The 15,416-nt window shown below is 70.7% G+C and carries 11 protein-coding genes and 1 other RNA gene; 9 read left to right on the forward strand and 3 right to left on the reverse strand.

Going from position 1 to position 15,416, the window contains the following annotated elements:
- The first annotated feature begins 62 nt into the window (after nucleotides 1-62).
- From SZ60_RS00405 to rnpB, 4 genes are all read left to right on the forward strand, one after another.
- Entirely contained in the window at nucleotides 63-1,454 is a 1,392-nt protein-coding gene (locus SZ60_RS00405) for a hypothetical protein (RefSeq protein WP_043592652.1), read from the forward strand.
- A 9-nt stretch (nucleotides 1,455-1,463) separates the two neighbouring features.
- Nucleotides 1,464-2,279 (forward strand): Nif3-like dinuclear metal center hexameric protein, encoded by an 816-nt coding sequence (locus tag SZ60_RS00410; RefSeq protein ID WP_043592653.1) that lies wholly within the window; start codon nucleotides 1,464-1,466, stop codon nucleotides 2,277-2,279.
- 112 nt (nucleotides 2,280-2,391) lie between these two features.
- Nucleotides 2,392-3,135 (forward strand): zinc ribbon domain-containing protein, encoded by a 744-nt coding sequence (locus SZ60_RS00415; RefSeq protein WP_231567006.1) that lies wholly within the window; start codon nucleotides 2,392-2,394, stop codon nucleotides 3,133-3,135.
- A gap of 71 nt (nucleotides 3,136-3,206) precedes the next feature.
- Nucleotides 3,207-3,587: RNase P RNA component class A (gene rnpB / locus SZ60_RS16225), an RNA gene on the forward strand.
- Between the two features lie 76 nt (nucleotides 3,588-3,663).
- On the opposite strand, the gene ppgK is transcribed toward rnpB, so the two are convergent.
- The gene (ppgK, locus tag SZ60_RS00420) at nucleotides 3,664-4,425 is read right to left on the reverse strand and encodes a polyphosphate--glucose phosphotransferase (RefSeq protein ID WP_043592655.1); all 762 of its coding nucleotides are present in this window, start codon (nucleotides 4,423-4,425) and stop codon (nucleotides 3,664-3,666) included.
- 13 nt (nucleotides 4,426-4,438) lie between these two features.
- Nucleotides 4,439-5,302, reverse strand: a complete 864-nt coding sequence (map, locus tag SZ60_RS00425) for a type I methionyl aminopeptidase (RefSeq protein ID WP_043592656.1) — start codon at nucleotides 5,300-5,302, stop codon at nucleotides 4,439-4,441.
- A gap of 66 nt (nucleotides 5,303-5,368) precedes the next feature.
- On the opposite strand from map, the gene SZ60_RS17015 reads away from it, so the two are divergent.
- Nucleotides 5,369-5,539: an SPOR domain-containing protein gene (locus SZ60_RS17015; protein ID WP_123570143.1), complete on the forward strand. Its 171-nt coding sequence runs from the start codon at nucleotides 5,369-5,371 to the stop codon at nucleotides 5,537-5,539.
- A gap of 47 nt (nucleotides 5,540-5,586) precedes the next feature.
- Here the strand turns inward: SZ60_RS17015 and SZ60_RS00430 are convergent, their stop codons facing one another.
- Nucleotides 5,587-7,368, reverse strand: coding sequence for an NAD+ synthase (locus SZ60_RS00430; RefSeq protein ID WP_043592658.1), 1,782 nt, complete (start codon nucleotides 7,366-7,368; stop codon nucleotides 5,587-5,589).
- Nucleotides 7,369-7,405: 37 nt separating this feature from the next.
- Here SZ60_RS00430 and SZ60_RS00435 point away from each other — a divergent pair, with 37 nt between their 5' ends.
- From SZ60_RS00435 to SZ60_RS00450, 4 genes are all read left to right on the forward strand, one after another.
- A complete protein-coding gene (locus SZ60_RS00435; RefSeq protein ID WP_043592660.1) occupies nucleotides 7,406-8,743 on the forward strand; it encodes a glutamine synthetase family protein in 1,338 nt (445 codons plus the stop codon).
- 21 nt (nucleotides 8,744-8,764) lie between these two features.
- Entirely contained in the window at nucleotides 8,765-11,710 is a 2,946-nt protein-coding gene (locus SZ60_RS00440) for a bifunctional [glutamine synthetase] adenylyltransferase/[glutamine synthetase]-adenylyl-L-tyrosine phosphorylase (RefSeq protein WP_043592661.1), read from the forward strand.
- A 506-nt stretch (nucleotides 11,711-12,216) separates the two neighbouring features.
- Nucleotides 12,217-13,803: a glycosyltransferase family 2 protein gene (locus SZ60_RS00445; RefSeq protein WP_156155431.1), complete on the forward strand. Its 1,587-nt coding sequence runs from the start codon at nucleotides 12,217-12,219 to the stop codon at nucleotides 13,801-13,803.
- The gene (locus tag SZ60_RS00450; RefSeq protein WP_231567007.1) at nucleotides 13,796-15,385 is read left to right on the forward strand and encodes a glycoside hydrolase family 26 protein; all 1,590 of its coding nucleotides are present in this window, start codon (nucleotides 13,796-13,798) and stop codon (nucleotides 15,383-15,385) included. The genes SZ60_RS00445 and SZ60_RS00450 overlap by 8 nt, the downstream gene beginning before the upstream one ends.
- The last annotated feature ends 31 nt before the right edge of the window (nucleotides 15,386-15,416 follow it).

Raw genomic sequence — 15,416 nt, forward strand, 5'->3', positions numbered from 1 at the left:
ATGTGCCGGTCGGACCGGCGAGTCCGCCCGGTGCGAGGCCGTTCGTCACCTACCATCCGAGCATGGCCGACAACGTGCAGACCGCGAGCGTCGGGGGCATCGCACCCCTCGACGACGACGTCACGTTCCACCGGCGCCGTGTGACGTTCGTCGCACCTCTCGACGACACCGTCCCCGAGTCCTCCGCTCGCCCGGACCAGCAGGAGCACCACCCCGTGAACCAGACCCTCGCCCCCGTGGCCCCCGCCGACCGCCTCGACGCGCCGACCGAGATCGTCCCCCAGGCCGAAGCCGAAGCCGAAGCCGCGTCCGAAGCCGCGACGGCCCGAGCGCCCCGCCCCGTCTCGATCCCCTCGCACCGCGCCGACGTCGCCCTCGACGACGTGGTGCCCACCGACGTCTTCGAGGCCCGGCCCGCGAGCGTGGCCCGCCACTCGGTCGACACCTCGGCGATCACGCTGCCGGTGCTCGCCGTGTCGGTGCCCGACGACCTGCCCCAGCCTCCCGAGCGGATGACGCTCGACGACGAGGTGCTCGCCCGCCTGGTCGAGAAGCGCTTCGAGGACACCGCGACCATCGACCTGATGGCCGTCGTCCAGGCCCAGCTCGCCCTGCGCGAGGTCGAGGCCGCGCGCTTCGCCTCGTGGGAGGACGAGATCACCCGCGTCGGCACGGACGAGGCGGCCCGCGCACTCGAGGCCACCCGCCTCCGCTTCACCGGGGTCGTCCCCGTCGTGGGCCCCGGGGCGATCCGTGAGGCGCGTCCCGTCGTCGAGGCCGGCCACGCACCGCACGTCCCGCTCACCCCCGGCTCGGACGGCGACCGCGCCGCTGCGTCGGCCCCGACCTCCTCTCCCGTCGTCGTCACGTCGACCGGCCCGCAGGGGCTCGGCGTCGACGCAGCCTCCCCGACCGAGGTCCCAGACGAGCAGGCGGCAGCCGACCAGGAGGCGCTGGTCGCGCCGACCACGCCGGCCCCCGCCCCGCAGGCGGTCGCCTCCGCCCCCGTCCCGCCCCTGCTGCGCCGTCCACTCGCGCTCGTGGTCGCCGCCACGGCCGCGCTGGTCGTCGTGGCGGCCGTCGTGCTGGCCTTCGTCCCCGCCTTCGCCGTCGCCTCGGCCGTCCTCGCGACCGTCGCCGTCCCCGTCGCGACCGGCCTCGTCGGCCTGACCGCGCTCGCGTCGGTCTCGACCCGCCCCGACGACGCGACGCGTGTCGCCCGCCGCGGACCGATCGGCGTCGTGGCCGGCGTCGTCGTCGGCACCGTCCTGGGCTTCGGGCTGCTGCTGAGCGACCTCGGCTCGTTCGCCTGGCAGGGCTTCCTCGTCCGTGCCGTGGGCCTGACGGGCCTGTCGACGTCGGTCTCGGTCGTCGTCGCCCTGCTCGGCGCCGCGGTCGTGGCGTTCATCGTCGCGGTCATGATCACGGGGTTCCGCTCGACGGCTCGCGACTAGGCTGTCGAGGTGTCCACCCTCGCCTCGGTCAACTCCGTCATCGAACGTCTCTGGCCTCTCGCGTGTGCCTCGTCGTGGGACTCACCCGGCCTGGTCGTCGGTGATCCCGACCAGCCCGTCACGCACGTGCACCTGGCCGTCGACGCCGTGCTCGACACCGTCGACGAGGCCGTCGGCATGGGCGCCGACCTCTTGCTCGTCCACCACCCGCTCTTGTTCCACGGCGTCTCGACGATCTCGGAAGACACGACCAAGGGCGCCGTCATCGCGCGGCTCCTGCGGGCCGGATGCGGTCTCGTCGCCGCGCACACCAACGCCGACGTCGTCGAGACCGGCACGTCCCGCGTGCTCGCCCACCAGCTCGGCCTCGTCGAGCAGCGCCCGATCACGCCGGGCACGACCGAGGGCACGGGCCTCGGCATCGTCGGTCGTCTGCCGCACGCGATGACCCTCGTGGCCCTCGCGCGCCAACTCGGGGACGTGCTGCCCCCGACCGCGTCCGGCATCCGCGTGGCCGGCGACGCCGACCACGTCGTCGAGACCGTCGCTCTCTGCGCCGGTGCCGGCGACTCGCTCTTGGCCGACCCGGCGGTGCTCGCCGCCGACGTGTACGTCACGAGCGACCTGCGGCACCACCCCGCCTCCGACGCTCGCGAGCTGATGAGGCTGGGTCGGGGCCCCGCCCTCGTCGACGTCTCCCACTGGGCCGCCGAGTGGCTCTGGCTCGACACGGCGGCGGCGCAGCTCCGCCGCGAGCTGCACGACGTCGAGGTCACCCTCAGCGACCTGCGCACCGACCCGTGGGACTTCGCCGTCGTGCAGTGAGCACCTCGAGCCGCCCATCGCGACGACGCCGGGCCGCGACCCGTGAGACCTCGCGACCCGCGCCTCCTCGTCGCCCCGTCCCCGCCTCCCCCCGACCCCGAGAAGAGTCCCCATGCCCCTGATGAAAGCCAGCTACGAGCACCAGGCCCTGCTGCTCGACCTGCAGCAACTCGACACCGCGCTGCGCCAGATCGCACACAAGGGCGCCAACCTGCCCGAGATCGCCGTCCTCGCATCGCTCGAAGGTGACGGCTCGCGCCTGCGCAGCCGCCTCGCGACCGAGCAGGGCGCGTGGGAGGACGCGCAGAGCGAGCTCAAGCGCATCGAGTCCGACGTCGCCGTCGTCGAGGCGCGCGTCGCCCGTGACGAGCAGCGCATCGCGTCGTCGTCGTCCACGAAGGACGTCGCCGCCCTCGAGGGCGAGCTCGCCGCCCTGGCCAAGCGTCGCTCCGACCTGGAGGACCTCGAGCTCGAGGTGATGGAGCGCGTCGAGAGCCTGGGTGCCGTCGCCGCCGTGACCCGGGACGAGCTCGACCAGCTCGACACCCGCCGCGTCGACGCCGAGACCGGACGCGACGCCAAGCTCGCCGAGCTCGAGGCCGACCGGGCCGAGGTCGTCGCCAACCGCGAGACCATCGCGGCGACGGTGCCCGCCGACCTGCTGGCCCTCTACGAACGTCAGCGCGACCGCTACGGCGTGGGTGCGTCCCTGCTGCGCGGCGGCGTGTCGAGCGCCAGCGGCGTGGCCCTGACCGGCAGCGACCTGGCGGCCGTGCGCGCCGCGGCCGAGGACGACGTCGTGCTCTGCCCCGACAGCAACGCCGTCCTCGTCCGCACCTACGAGTCGGGCATCTGACCCCTGCCGGCGCTCCGCTCGCCCCACGGCACCACGGGCGGCCGCGGCACCGCTAGGCTCGGTGTCGCGAATGGGTCGACAAGACGGTCGCGTCGGCGGGTGCAGATCCGCCGCCGAGGAACGTCCGGGCTCCACAGAGCAGGGCGGTGGGTAACACCCACCCGGGGCAACCCGCGAGAAAGTGCAACAGAGAGCAGACCGCCACGGGTCGCACCCTCGGGTGCGACACGGGGTAAGGGTGAAACGGCGGTGTAAGAGACCACCAGCGGCTCGGGTGACCGGCCGGCTATGTAAACCTCGCCCGGAGCAAGGTCAAAGAGGGGACGACGAGGCTGCTCGCCGAGTCCCCGGGTAGACCGCTGGAGAGCTGCGGCAACGTAGTTCCGAGAGAGATGGCCGTCCATGGTGCTTCGGCACCGGGACAGAACCCGGCGTACCAGTCGGCCCATTCGCCTCGTACGAAAGAGACCCCGGGTCAGGAGGCGCGCCTCCTGGCCCGGGGTCTTCTCGCGTCGGTCGTGCCTCGCCTCAGAACGCCGGGTTCGAGTCGGCGGCCAGGGCCGCGGCACCCATGATGCCGGCGTTGTTGCGGAGCTTGGCGGGGACGATCTCGGCCCGCAGGTCGAGCAGCGGCAGGAACTCGTCGTGGTGCTTCGAGACGCCGCCCCCGACGATGATCAGGCGCGGGTAGAGCAGGGCCTCGAGGTGCGAGTAGTACTTCTGCAGGCGCTTCGCCCAGTGCTTCCAGCTGAGGTCGTCGCGCTCCTTCGCCGCGAACGAGGCCTTGGTCTCGTAGTCCTTGCCCCCGATCTCGAGGTGCCCGAGCTCGGCGTTGACGATGAGCACGCCGTCGTTGATCAGGGCGGTGCCGATGCCCGTGCCGAGCGTCGTCATGATGACGAGGCCCTTCACGTCTTTCGCGGCCCCGAAGCGCGTCTCGGCGTAGCCGGCGGCGTCGGCGTCGTTGACGAAGTGGATGCCCCGGCCGAGCGTGGTCTCGAAGAGCTTCTCGGCCTCGAAGCCGATCCACTTCTTCGACACGTTGGCGGCCGAGAGGGTCTTGCCGTCCATGATCGCGGCGGGGAAGCAGACGCCGACCGGCACCGAGGCGTCGTCGAGGCCCAGTTCGTCGACGATCTGCTGGACGACCGCGACGATGGCGTCCGGCTCGCCGCCCTCGGGGGTGCTCTTCTTGATGCGGTCCGAGAGGAGCTCGCCACTGTCGAGGTCGACGATCGCCCCCTTGATGCCTGTGCCGCCGATGTCGATTCCCACTGCGGTGCGTGCCATGGGTGGTCCTTTCTCAGGAGAGCGTGAGGATGTCGGCACCGCGTTCGGTGACGACCAGGGTGTGCTCGAACTGGGCCGTGAGGCTCTTGTCGCGGGTGGTGACGGTCCAGTCGTCGTCCCAGACGTCGGCCTCGATGCCACCGAGGGTCAGCATGGGCTCGATGGTGAACACCATTCCGACCTCGATGACGTCGTCGTACTGCGGGGCGTCGTAGTGGGGGATGATCAGGCCCGAGTGGAAGGGGCGGCCGACGCCGTGGCCGGTGTAGTCGCGCACGACGCCCAGGCCGAAGCGCTTGGCGTACGACTCGATGGCCCGACCGATCACGTTGACCTGGCGGCCCGGGGCGACGGCCTTGATGCCGCGGCGCAGCGCTTCGCGGGTGCGGTCGACCAGCTCGACGGTCTCGGGGGCGCCCTCGCCGACGACGAAGGTGCGGTTGAGGTCGCCGTGCACGCCGTTCTTGAAGGCCGTGATGTCGATGTTGATCAGGTCGCCGTCGACGAGGACGGTGTCGTCGGGGATGCCGTGGCAGATCACCTCGTTGACCGAGGTGCAGACCGACTTGGGGTAGCCGCGGTACCCGAGGGTCGAGGGGTAGGCGTCGTGTGCGACGACGAAGTCGTGGGCGACGCGGTCGAGTTCGTCGGTGGTGACGCCGGGGCGGAGCGCGGCCTCGACCGCGTCGATGGCCTGCGAGGCGATGCGTCCGCTCTCGCGGATGAGCTCGACGGTCTCGGCGTCGTACACGTCGCCGTCGGTGTACTCGGCGGGGGCGGCCTTGCCGACGTACTCGGGTCGGGCGATCGACGGGGGGACCGGACGCTGCGCTGAGAGCCGGCCCGGGGTCAAGAATCCGTGGGAGTCCCGGGGCATACGATCAAGCTTAGGGGGAGCGCGACGGGCTCGCGTTCTCGACAGCCGCACCGAGAGGACGACACCATGGCCGAGTTCTGGTTCAACACGAAGACCCACGAGGTCGAAGAGGGCAAGGTCTCGCCCGCCGTCGACCGTGCCGGGCCCTACGCCACGCGCGACGAGGCGGCCCGGGCGATCGAGACGATCAAGGCCCGCAACGCCGCCCTCGACGCCGAAGAGGCCGCGAACGACTGACCGGATCGAGCGTCCCGTCGGCGGCCGGCCGACGGGACGCTCGGGCGTCAGACCGTCGTCGGCCGGTAGGTGATCGGCAGTCGGCGGTCGCGACCGAAGGCCATGCCCGAGATCTTCGGACCGATCGCCCCCTGGCGGCGCTTCCACTCGGACCGGTCGACCAGCTTCGTGATCTCGGCCACCGTGTCGGCGTCGTAGCCGAGGGCGACGACGTCGGCCGCCCCGAGCGCGTTCGTGATGTATCCCTCGAGGATGCCGTCGAGCACCTCGTACGGTGGCAGCGAGTCCTCGTCCTTCTGGTCGGGACGCAGCTCGGCCGACGGCGGCTTCGTGATCGAGTTCTCGGGGATGGGCGCGGTCTCGCCGATCGACTCGGCGTGGGCGTTGCGCCACCGGGCGAGCTCCCAGACCATCGTCTTGGGGACGTCCTTGATCGGGGCGAACCCGCCGACCGAGTCGCCGTAGATCGTCGAGTAGCCCACGGCCAGCTCGGTCTTGTTGCCGGTGGTCAGCACGAGGTGGCCGTGCAGGTTCGACAAGCCCATCAGCACGAGCGCCCGGGCGCGGGCCTGCACGTTCTCGGCGGCGAGACCCGTGAGGTGCAACTGCTCCTCGAACGGCGCGACGAGGTCGGCGATCGGCTCGGTCGAGTACCGCACGCCGATCCGCTCGGCGACGTCGTCGGCGTCGCTGCGGCTGTGCTCGCTCGACCACTGGCTGGGCATCGACACGCCGTACACGGCGTCGGCCCCGATGGCGTCGGCCGCGATCGCCGCGCACACGGCCGAGTCGATGCCGCCCGAGAGGCCGAGGATCACGCTGCGGAACCCGTTCTTCCGCACGTAGTCGCGGGTGCCGAGCACCAGGGCGTTCCAGAGCTGTTGCCGATCGTCGGGCAGTTCGGCGACGTCTCGTTCGATCGTGGACGAGGAGGCGCGGACCGCGTCGGACCCGGAGCCCCCGGCGCCGTCGCCGGTCCCCTCGGTCGCTGCCTCGAGCTCGACGCGGCGGATGCCCTCGGGCAGCTCGGTGTCGGTGGCCGGCTCGGGGTCGAGGTCGACGACCAGCAGGTGCTCGTCGAATTGCGGGGCCCGGGCCAGGATCGTCCCGGTGCCGTCGACCACCACGCTGTCGCCGTCGAAGACCAGGTCGTCCTGACCGCCGACGATGTTCACGTAGGCGACCAAGGTGTCGTTCTCGACGGCCCGGCGGGTGACGAGCGGGAGGCGTACCTCGTCCTTGTCGCGGACGAACGGGCTCGCGTTGATCACGAGGAGCAGACCCGCGTCGGCGTGCAGCACACGCTCGACCGGGCCGCCGTCGCGCCAGAGGTCCTCACAGATGACGAGGGCGACGTCGACGCCGGCCACCCGGACGACGAGCAGCTCGTCGCCGGGGATGAACACGCGGTACTCGTCGAAGACCGAGTAGTTCGGCAGGTGGTACTTCGCGGTCGTCGTCACGACACGCCCGCCCTGCAGGACGCTCGCGCAGTTCTTCGCGATGGCCGTCGGGGCGTTGCTCGTGCCCAGCAGGCGGGGCTCGAACGGGCCGTCGGCGTGGCCGACCACGACCGGCAGATCGCCCAGGCCCTCGGCCTGGAGGGTCTCGGCCAGCACCTCGACGGCGTGCCGGCTGGCCTGGAGGAAGCTCGGCCGGCTGGCGAGGTCTTCGATCGGATAGCCCGTGACGCTCATCTCGCCCGCGGCGAGGAGGTCGGCACCGGCGGCACGGGCCCGACGGGCCGCTTCGACGATCTGGGCGGAGTTGCCGGCGAGGTCGCCGACGACGGGGTTGGTCTGCGCGAGCGCCAAGCGGAGTCGGGGCATGTCCACTACCGTAGTGGCGGAGCAGAAAGGCCGTGGCATGGACAAACAGAGGGACTTCGTCCTCCGCACGATCGAAGAGCGCGGCATCAAGTTCATCCGCCTCTGGTTCACCGACGTGATCGGCACCCTCAAGTCCGTCGCCATCGCCCCGGCCGAGGTCGAGGGGGCTTTCGCCGAGGGCATCGGCTTCGACGGCTCGGCCATCGAGGGCCTGACCCGGTCGTACGAGGCCGACGTGCTCGCCCAGCCCGACCCGACGACCTTCCAGATCCTGCCCTGGCGGGGCGAGATCGATCCGACCGCTCGCATGTTCTGCGACATCACGACCCCCGACGGCCAGCCCGCCGTGGCCGATCCGCGCAACGTCCTCAAGCGCACGCTGGCCCGGGCGGGCGAGCGCGGCTTCACCTTCTACACGCACCCCGAGGTCGAGTTCTACCTGCTGAAGAGCGCCCAGCTCGGCGCCGACGGCCCCCAGCCGGTCGACTCGGCCGGCTACTTCGACAACGTCCCCGGCGGCACCGCCCACGACTTCCGTCGCCGCTCGGTCCGCATGCTCGAAGACCTGGGCATCTCGGTCGAGTTCAGCCACCACGAGGCGGGGCCCGGTCAGAACGAGATCGACCTGCGCTATGCCGACGCGTTGACGACGGCCGACAACATCATGACCTTCCGCACGGTCATCAAAGAGGTCGCCATCGAGCAGGGCGTCTTCGCCTCGTTCATGCCGAAGCCGTTCAGCCAGCACCCCGGCTCGGGCATGCACACGCACATGTCGCTCTTCGAGGGCGACTCCAACGCCTTCTACGAGGCGGGGGCCGAGTACCAGCTCTCGACCATCGGTCGTCAGTTCATCGCCGGCCTGCTCAAGCACGCCCCCGAGATCACGGCCGTGACGAACCAGTTCGTCAACAGCTACAAGCGTCTCTGGGGCGGCGACGAGGCACCGAGCTTCGTGACCTGGGGCCACAACAACCGCTCGGCGCTCGTGCGCGTCCCGCTGTACAAGCCGAACAAGGGCAACTCGAGCCGCGTCGAGTACCGCGCCATCGACTCCGCCGCGAACCCGTACCTGGCCTTCTCGCTGATGCTGGCAGCGGGCCTCAAGGGCATCGAAGAGGGTTACGAACTGCCGGCCGAGGCAGAGGACAACGTCTGGGGCCTGAGCGACGCCGAGCGTCGCGCCCTGGGTTACCGTCAGCTGCCCGCCAGCCTCGACCACGCCCTGTCGATCATGGAGAACAGCGAACTCGTCGCCGAGACGCTGGGCGAGCAGGTCTTCAACTACGTGCTGCTCAACAAGCGACAAGAGTGGAAAGAGTACCGGGCACAGGTCACGCCGTTCGAGTTGCGCTCGAACCTCGAGATCCTCTAGCCGACCGGCCGCCCCGCCCTCATGCCCCGATCCGCGACCGGTCTCTCCGAGCTGGCGCGGCTCGGGTTCTCCGACCTCGGCGCCGGGCGCGACCGGCTCGACCGCCTCGTCGACGAGGTGCCCCAGGTGCGCGACCTCGTCCCGTGGTTCGCCACGGTGGCCGACCCGGACGCGGCTCTGGTGCACCTCGAGCGGTCGGTCGAGCGTGATCGTGCCGGCGTGGTCGAGTTGCTCGACGGCGAGGCCGGCCCGCGCCTCCTGAGGGTCCTCGGTGCCTCCGAGGGGCTCGCCGACTTCGTCGCGCGTCGCCCCTCCGAGGCGACCGTCCTGCTCGAGCCCCTGGACGAGCCACCGTCGGCCGCGACGTACCGCGACGACGTCCGACGAGCGGCGACCGGGCTGACCGGCGACGAGGCCCGCGTCGCTCTGCGGGTCAGGTACCGACGCCACCTGCTGCAGCTGGCGTCGTACGACCTCGAGGCCGACGACCCCGTCGAGATCCTGCCCCGGGTGGCCGCCGCCCTCGCCGACCTCGCGGGCGCAGCCCTCGACGCCGCGGTCGACGTGGCCCGACGCGAGGTCCCGTTCCCTGCCGCCGACGTCGAGCGCACCCGTCTGGCCGTCATCGGCATGGGCAAGGCCGGGGCCCGTGAGCTGAACTACCTCAGCGACGTCGACGTGGTCTACGTCGCCGAGGGGGCCGACGGGCTCGAGAACGGGCGGGCCGTCGAGATCGGCAGCCGTCTCGCGATGCACGCCGCCCGGGCGATCTGCGACCTCGCCGTCGAACCCGACCTCTGGGAGGTCGACGCGAACCTCCGCCCCGAGGGCAAGGACGGCGCCCTCGTCCGGACGCTCGAGTCGCACGTCGCCTACTACGAGCGCTGGGCGAAGGGGTGGGAGTTCCAGGCCCTGCTGAAGGCACGGCCCCTGGCGGGTGACGTCGACCTCGGCGAGCGCTACGTCGCCGCCGTCGCCCCGTTCGTCTGGTCGGCCGCCTCGCGCGAGAACTTCGTCGAGTCGGTCCAGGCCATGCGTGAACGGGTCACGGCCCTGATCCCCGCCGGCGAGGTCGACCAGCAGCTGAAGCTCGGACCCGGCGGGCTGCGCGACATCGAGTTCACCATCCAGCTGTTGCAGCTGGTCCACGGGCAGGCCGACGACCGCGTCCACCAGCGCTCGACGCTCGACGCGCTCGGCGCCCTGGCAGCGCGGGGGTACGTCGGACGGGCCGAGGCCGCCGAGTTCGACCGCGACTACCGCGTGCTGCGGTTGCTCGAGCACCGCATCCAGCTGACGCGGCTGCGGCGCACGCACCTCATGCCGACCGACGAGAACGCGCTCCGGGTCCTCGCCCGCGGCACCGGCCTCGCGCCGGGCGCGGCACGGCTCGTCGATCTGTGGCAGGGGGTCAAGCGCCGGGTCCGCACGTTGCACGTGCGCCTGTTCTACCGTCCTCTCCTCTCGGCCGTCGCGGCCCGTCCCGAAGAGGACCTCGCGCTCAGCTCCGACCAGGCGACGGCCCGGCTCGCGGCCATCGGGTTCGCCGACCCGAAGGGCGCGCTCGGTCACATCGCGGCCCTGACGGCCGGTGTCTCGCGCCGGGCGAGCATCCAACGCCACCTGCTGCCGGCGATGCTGCAGTGGTTCGCCGACGGCACCGACCCCGACCTCGGCTTGCTCGCCTTCCGGCGCCTGAGCGACGGTCTGGGTGAGTCGTACTGGTTCCTCCGCATGCTGCGCGACTCGTCGGGGGCCGCCCACCGCCTGACGACCGTCCTGTCGTCGTCGACCTTCGCGGCCGACCTCCTCGAGCGCATCCCCGAGGCCGCGGCCTGGCTGGAGAACGACGCCGAGCTCCGGGCCCGCCCCCTCTCGAGCCTCCTCGACGAGACCGCCGCCACACTCGCGCGACATCGCTCGCCCGACGCGGCGGCGACCGTCCTGCGTCAGGCGCGGCGCCGCGAGATCCTCCGGCTCGCCGTCGGCGGCATCCTGGGCATCCTCGACATCGACACCCTCGCCCGGGGCCTGACCGCGGTGACGACGGCGTCGGTGACCGGGGCGTTGGCCCTGGCCCGCCGGGACGCCGACGATCTCGAGTTCGCCGTGATCGCCATGGGGCGGTACGGGGGAGAAGAGCTCGGGTTCGGTTCGGACGCCGACGTGCTCTACGTCTACCGGGCTCCCGAGGGCGACGAGACGGCCCACCGTCGTGCCCTCGCGGTGGCCGCCGAGATGAGCCGACTCACCTCGGACGCGCTCGTGCCGTTCGATCTCGACACGGGCCTGCGTCCCGAGGGGAAGAACGGGCCGGTGGTTCGGTCGTTGTCGTCGTACCGTGCCTACTACGCCCGCTGGTCCCTCACGTGGGAGGCCCAGTCGTTGCTGCGCGCACGACCCGTGGCCGGCGACCAGGCCCTCCTCGACGACTTCATGGTCGTCGCCGACTCGGTCAGGTACCCCGCCGAGCTGACCGAGCAGCAGATCCGCGAGGTGAAGCGCATCAAGGCCCGGGTCGAGTCCGAGCGCCTGCCGAAGGGGGCCGAGCCCTCGCGCCACCTGAAACTCGGGCGGGGGTCGCTCAGCGACGTCGAATGGTTCGTCCAACTGCTGCAGCTCCAGCACGGGGTCGACGTACCCGGCCTGCGCACCCCGTCGACGCTGGACGCCCTCGCCGCGGCCGTCGAGGCGGGCCTGGTCGCCGACGACGACGCCCGGCGGCTGCACGAGGCCTGGATCATGGCGTCGAGGGCGCGGTCGGCGGTCACCCTCTGGACCTCCCGGACGCAGGACGTGCTGCCGCGGGACCGGCGTCAACTCGAGGGCGTCGCTCGCCTGATGGAGTACCCCCCGGGCTCCGCCACCACCCTTGAAGAGGACTACCTCGCCGCCACCCGTCGGTCGCGCGCCGTGTTCGAGCGCGATTTCTACGGCATCGAAGAGACCCCCGAACCCCTCGGCTGATCGTCCCGGGACAGCGCGACACGCCCGGGTTGCACCGTGGCCCCCGATTGGTGGAGCTCCGTGTCGCCCTCTTCTCTTGTACCCCGTTTGACCCACCTGTACCCCGAGCCGTGTGTCCAGCGCATTTCGGATGGGTGACCCACGTGTGGGGGTCGGTCGACGTCCGGGACTCCGGCGTCATTCGTTGCCCATTGGGCAAGCTGGACGGGACGTGCTGATTAGCAGCCCGTGATCAGGGCAATTGACGGAATCCTGCTGAAACTCCGGCATCGGACCGTCGATCCGACCGAACCGTAAGGTTCGGCAGCCGCGGCCTCTCGTGGGTGTCGGCACTTCTGTCGACAGCACCTTGTCGGACTCGACGTACCCCGACCCGGCCGATCCTCGACCCACGCTCGGGGGGTGGTTGTGAGCCGCCCGCCTGTGACTGAGAATTCCCTCAACCCGATAGACCAATTCCCCAGCGTTGCGGAAGCCGATCCCTTCTCACACCTCAGGTGGCCATCGTGTTGACCTTCATCCTGCAGATCCGATCCATGGCGGGCGGATACCCCGAGATCTACCTCTTCGCCGCCTACAGCGCCCTCATCTGGGTGCTCTGGATCATCAAGGTCCTGCTCTCTCGCCGCTACCGCCCCTTCACGGGCGAGTTCCGCGGCACCACCAGCGTCGTCGTCCCCGTCGTGGACGAGCCGCTCGACCTCTTCCGGGACGTGATCGGCCGCATGGTCGAACAGGGTCCCGGCGAGATCATCGTGGTGATCAACGGCAAGCCCAACCCCGAGCTCGCGGCCGTCTGCGAGGAGTTCGGCCCCCTGGTCCGCTGGGCCCACACGCCGATTCCCGGAAAGCGCAACGCCGTCATGATCGGCACCGAGCTGAGCCGAGGAGACATCACCGTCCTCGTCGACTCCGACACGGTCTGGACGCCGGGCACCCTCTCCGAGCTGCTCCGCCCGTTCGCGCAGGAGAACGTCGGGGGAGTCACCACCCGCCAGCGCATCCTCGAGCCCGAGCGCAGCTGGATCACGCGCTGGGCCGACTGGCTCGAGAACTCGCGGGCGCTCTACTCGATGCCGGCGCAGAGCGTGCTCGGTCAGATCGGCTGCCTGCCGGGCCGCACGATCGCCTTCCGCCGCGAGATCCTCGTGCGGGTCATGGACAAGTTCATGACGGAGAAGTTCATGGGCGTGTTCCTCGAGGTCAGTGACGACCGCACCCTGACGAACCTCACGCTCAAGGAGGGCTACCGCACCGTCTACCAGCACACCAGCCTCGTCTACACGGACGCCCCCCTCCAGGTGAAGAAGCTCTACAAGCAGCAGCTGCGGTGGGCTCGCGGCAGCCAGTACAACACCCTCCGCATGATGCCGTGGATGGTCGGGCACGCCCCGTTGCTCGCGTTCTTCTTCGCGATGGACATCGTGCTGCCCTTCATGCTCATGGGCGTGATCGGTGGCTGGATCTACCGAGGGATCACCGGCCAGGGCGTGAACCTGTACCGCGGCATCCTCGAGGAGTACGGCGTGCAGACGGGCCTCATCAGCATCGTCGTCCTCATGGTGGTCTCGTCGGTCCTCAGCATGTCGATCCGTCAGATGCGCCACCTGGCCGAGAAGCCCTCCGACTTCTTCCGCCTCCCGGTCTTCATCATCGTGTCGACGTTCTTCCTCATGCCCATCCGGGTCATCGGGTTCTTCCGCATGGGTCACGCCAGCGGCTGGGGTACCCGGGCCGGGGCGTACGCAGGAGGCGCGGCGAACGACGAGATGCAGGGCGCGCTCGACGAGGTGGCCGAGGAGGCCCCCATCGACGCCCTCGAACGGCAGTTCCGCGACGGCGTCGACCCCGGGGTCGACACGCTCTTCGACTTCGGCTCGGCGACCGACGAGACCGACGAACAAGGAGCGGTCCTCGTCAAGAGCCGCAAGGCGGCCCTGGCCGCCGAGGCCGACGGGGCGACCGCTCCGGCACCGGTCGCGGCCGTGGCCACCGCCCCCGCGCCTCCTCGTCGCCGCCTCAACCCCAAAGCCGGATTCCCGTACCTGATCGGCGCCGCCATCATCGCCCTGGAGGTCTTCTTCATTGTCTGACTCGACGCAGGACTTCGTCACCCCCGTCCACATGCAGTCGGGAGCCTGGTGGGCGACCTCCCACGGCAACGCCCGACGCACCGCGCTCGGGGCCACCGCCGTCGTGGTGCTGCTCGCCATGATCTCGTGGCTCATCTGGGTCTCGCCGTCCGACAACATCGTCCGCAGCGCCGTCACCGAGGTCACGGGCGTCGACCCGTCGATCAACGTCTCGTCGCTCAAGGCCGACCGATCCGCCCTGCTCGACCAGCTGGTCTCCGCCAAGAAGCAGCTCGCCGAGAGCAAGGCCGCCCTGGCCGACGTGCAGCAGCAGGCCTGGACGTCCGAGGGTCAGTTGACCGCGGCCCAGGCGAAGCTCGCCTCCGCCGAGTCGGCTCTGGCCCAGGCACAGTCCGCCGCGGAGGCGGGCCAGGGGGCGGGCTCGGGCGCCGCAGGCACCGCGGCCGGGGGACGAGGCGGGGGGAACGGTGCGTCCGGCGGCTCCGGATCGGGAGGCACCGGCTCGAACGGTTCGACCGGTGGGGGCGCCACGGGCCCCGTCACGGTCGAGACGCCCTCCCTCGCCTCGATCGTCGATCCCGAGTCGCGCTACTTCGGGCTCTTCACGGATCAGGCGCCGTTCAACTGGGCGACCTACGACGCGCAGGAGGCGGCCGTCGGTTCCGAGGCGAACATGGTGGGCTACTTCCAGGGCTTCGACCAGGAGTTCCGGGCCGACGCCGTCCGGTCGTCCTGGTCGCGGGGCAAGCTGCCCGTGCTGACCTGGGAGTCCCAGCCGATCAAGGCCGGCAACAACGAGCCCGAACAGCCCGACTACAGCCTGACGAAGATCATCGACGGCAGCTTCGACTCGTACCTGACCACCTACGCCGACGACATCGTCGCGAACGGGATGCCGTTGGCCCTGCGGTTCGACCACGAGATGAACGGCACCTGGTACCCCTGGAGCACCGACTACGGCAACAGCAAGGGTGCCGTCAACGGCAACGGGCCGGACGACTACGTGAAGGCCTGGCAGCACGTCCACGACCTGTTCGAACGGCAGGGAGCGAACGACCTGGTCGCCTGGATCTGGGCGCCCACGCGCATCGACCGTCTGGCCACCGGCAAGACCGGCGGCAGCGACCACACGACGCAGGCCTTCCTCGAGAGCCTCTATCCGGGTGCCGACTACGTCGACATCGTGGGCATGTCGGGGTACTACCGCCCGCCCTACGACGACAAGTCGAAGCCGACGTTCGACAGCACCTTCGGCGCCACCCTGAAGCAGCTCAGGGCCATCGCACCGGGCAAGAACATCCTGCTCGCCGAGATCGGCGCCAGCGAGACGGGTGGCTCGTCGGATCCGACGGCAACGAGCGAGAAGGCGCAGTGGTTCAACTCGCTCTTCGAGGCGCTGGCCGATCCCGCGAACGACGACATCATCGGGTTCTCGTACTTCGACCTCGTGGCCACCACGGTCGTCGACGGGGTGCGCTCGACCAACGACTGGCGTCTCACGTCGCGGTCCGACAGCCTCGCCGCCTTCACCGCGGGGATCACCCGACGCGACGTGGGTTACGACCTGCAGCCCTCGCCGTGACGACCCCCATGACCTTCCCCTTCCCTCGCCT

The sequence above is a fragment of the Frigoribacterium sp. MEB024 genome, assembly GCF_000878135.1.
Classification (GTDB): domain Bacteria; phylum Actinomycetota; class Actinomycetes; order Actinomycetales; family Microbacteriaceae; genus Frigoribacterium.

Coding starts and splice junctions, on each gene's coding strand:
- ppgK (WP_043592655.1), bottom strand. CDS start 4,425: ATGGCACGCACCGCAGTGGGAATCGACATCGGCGGCACAGGCATCAAG.
- map (WP_043592656.1), bottom strand. CDS start 5,302: ATGCCCCGGGACTCCCACGGATTCTTGACCCCGGGCCGGCTCTCAGCG.
- SZ60_RS00440 (WP_043592661.1), top strand. CDS start 8,765: ATGCCCCGATCCGCGACCGGTCTCTCCGAGCTGGCGCGGCTCGGGTTC.
- SZ60_RS00405 (WP_043592652.1), top strand. CDS start 63: ATGGCCGACAACGTGCAGACCGCGAGCGTCGGGGGCATCGCACCCCTC.
- SZ60_RS00435 (WP_043592660.1), top strand. CDS start 7,406: ATGGACAAACAGAGGGACTTCGTCCTCCGCACGATCGAAGAGCGCGGC.
- SZ60_RS00415 (WP_231567006.1), top strand. CDS start 2,392: ATGCCCCTGATGAAAGCCAGCTACGAGCACCAGGCCCTGCTGCTCGAC.
- SZ60_RS00430 (WP_043592658.1), bottom strand. CDS start 7,368: ATGCCCCGACTCCGCTTGGCGCTCGCGCAGACCAACCCCGTCGTCGGC.
- SZ60_RS17015 (WP_123570143.1), top strand. CDS start 5,369: ATGGCCGAGTTCTGGTTCAACACGAAGACCCACGAGGTCGAAGAGGGC.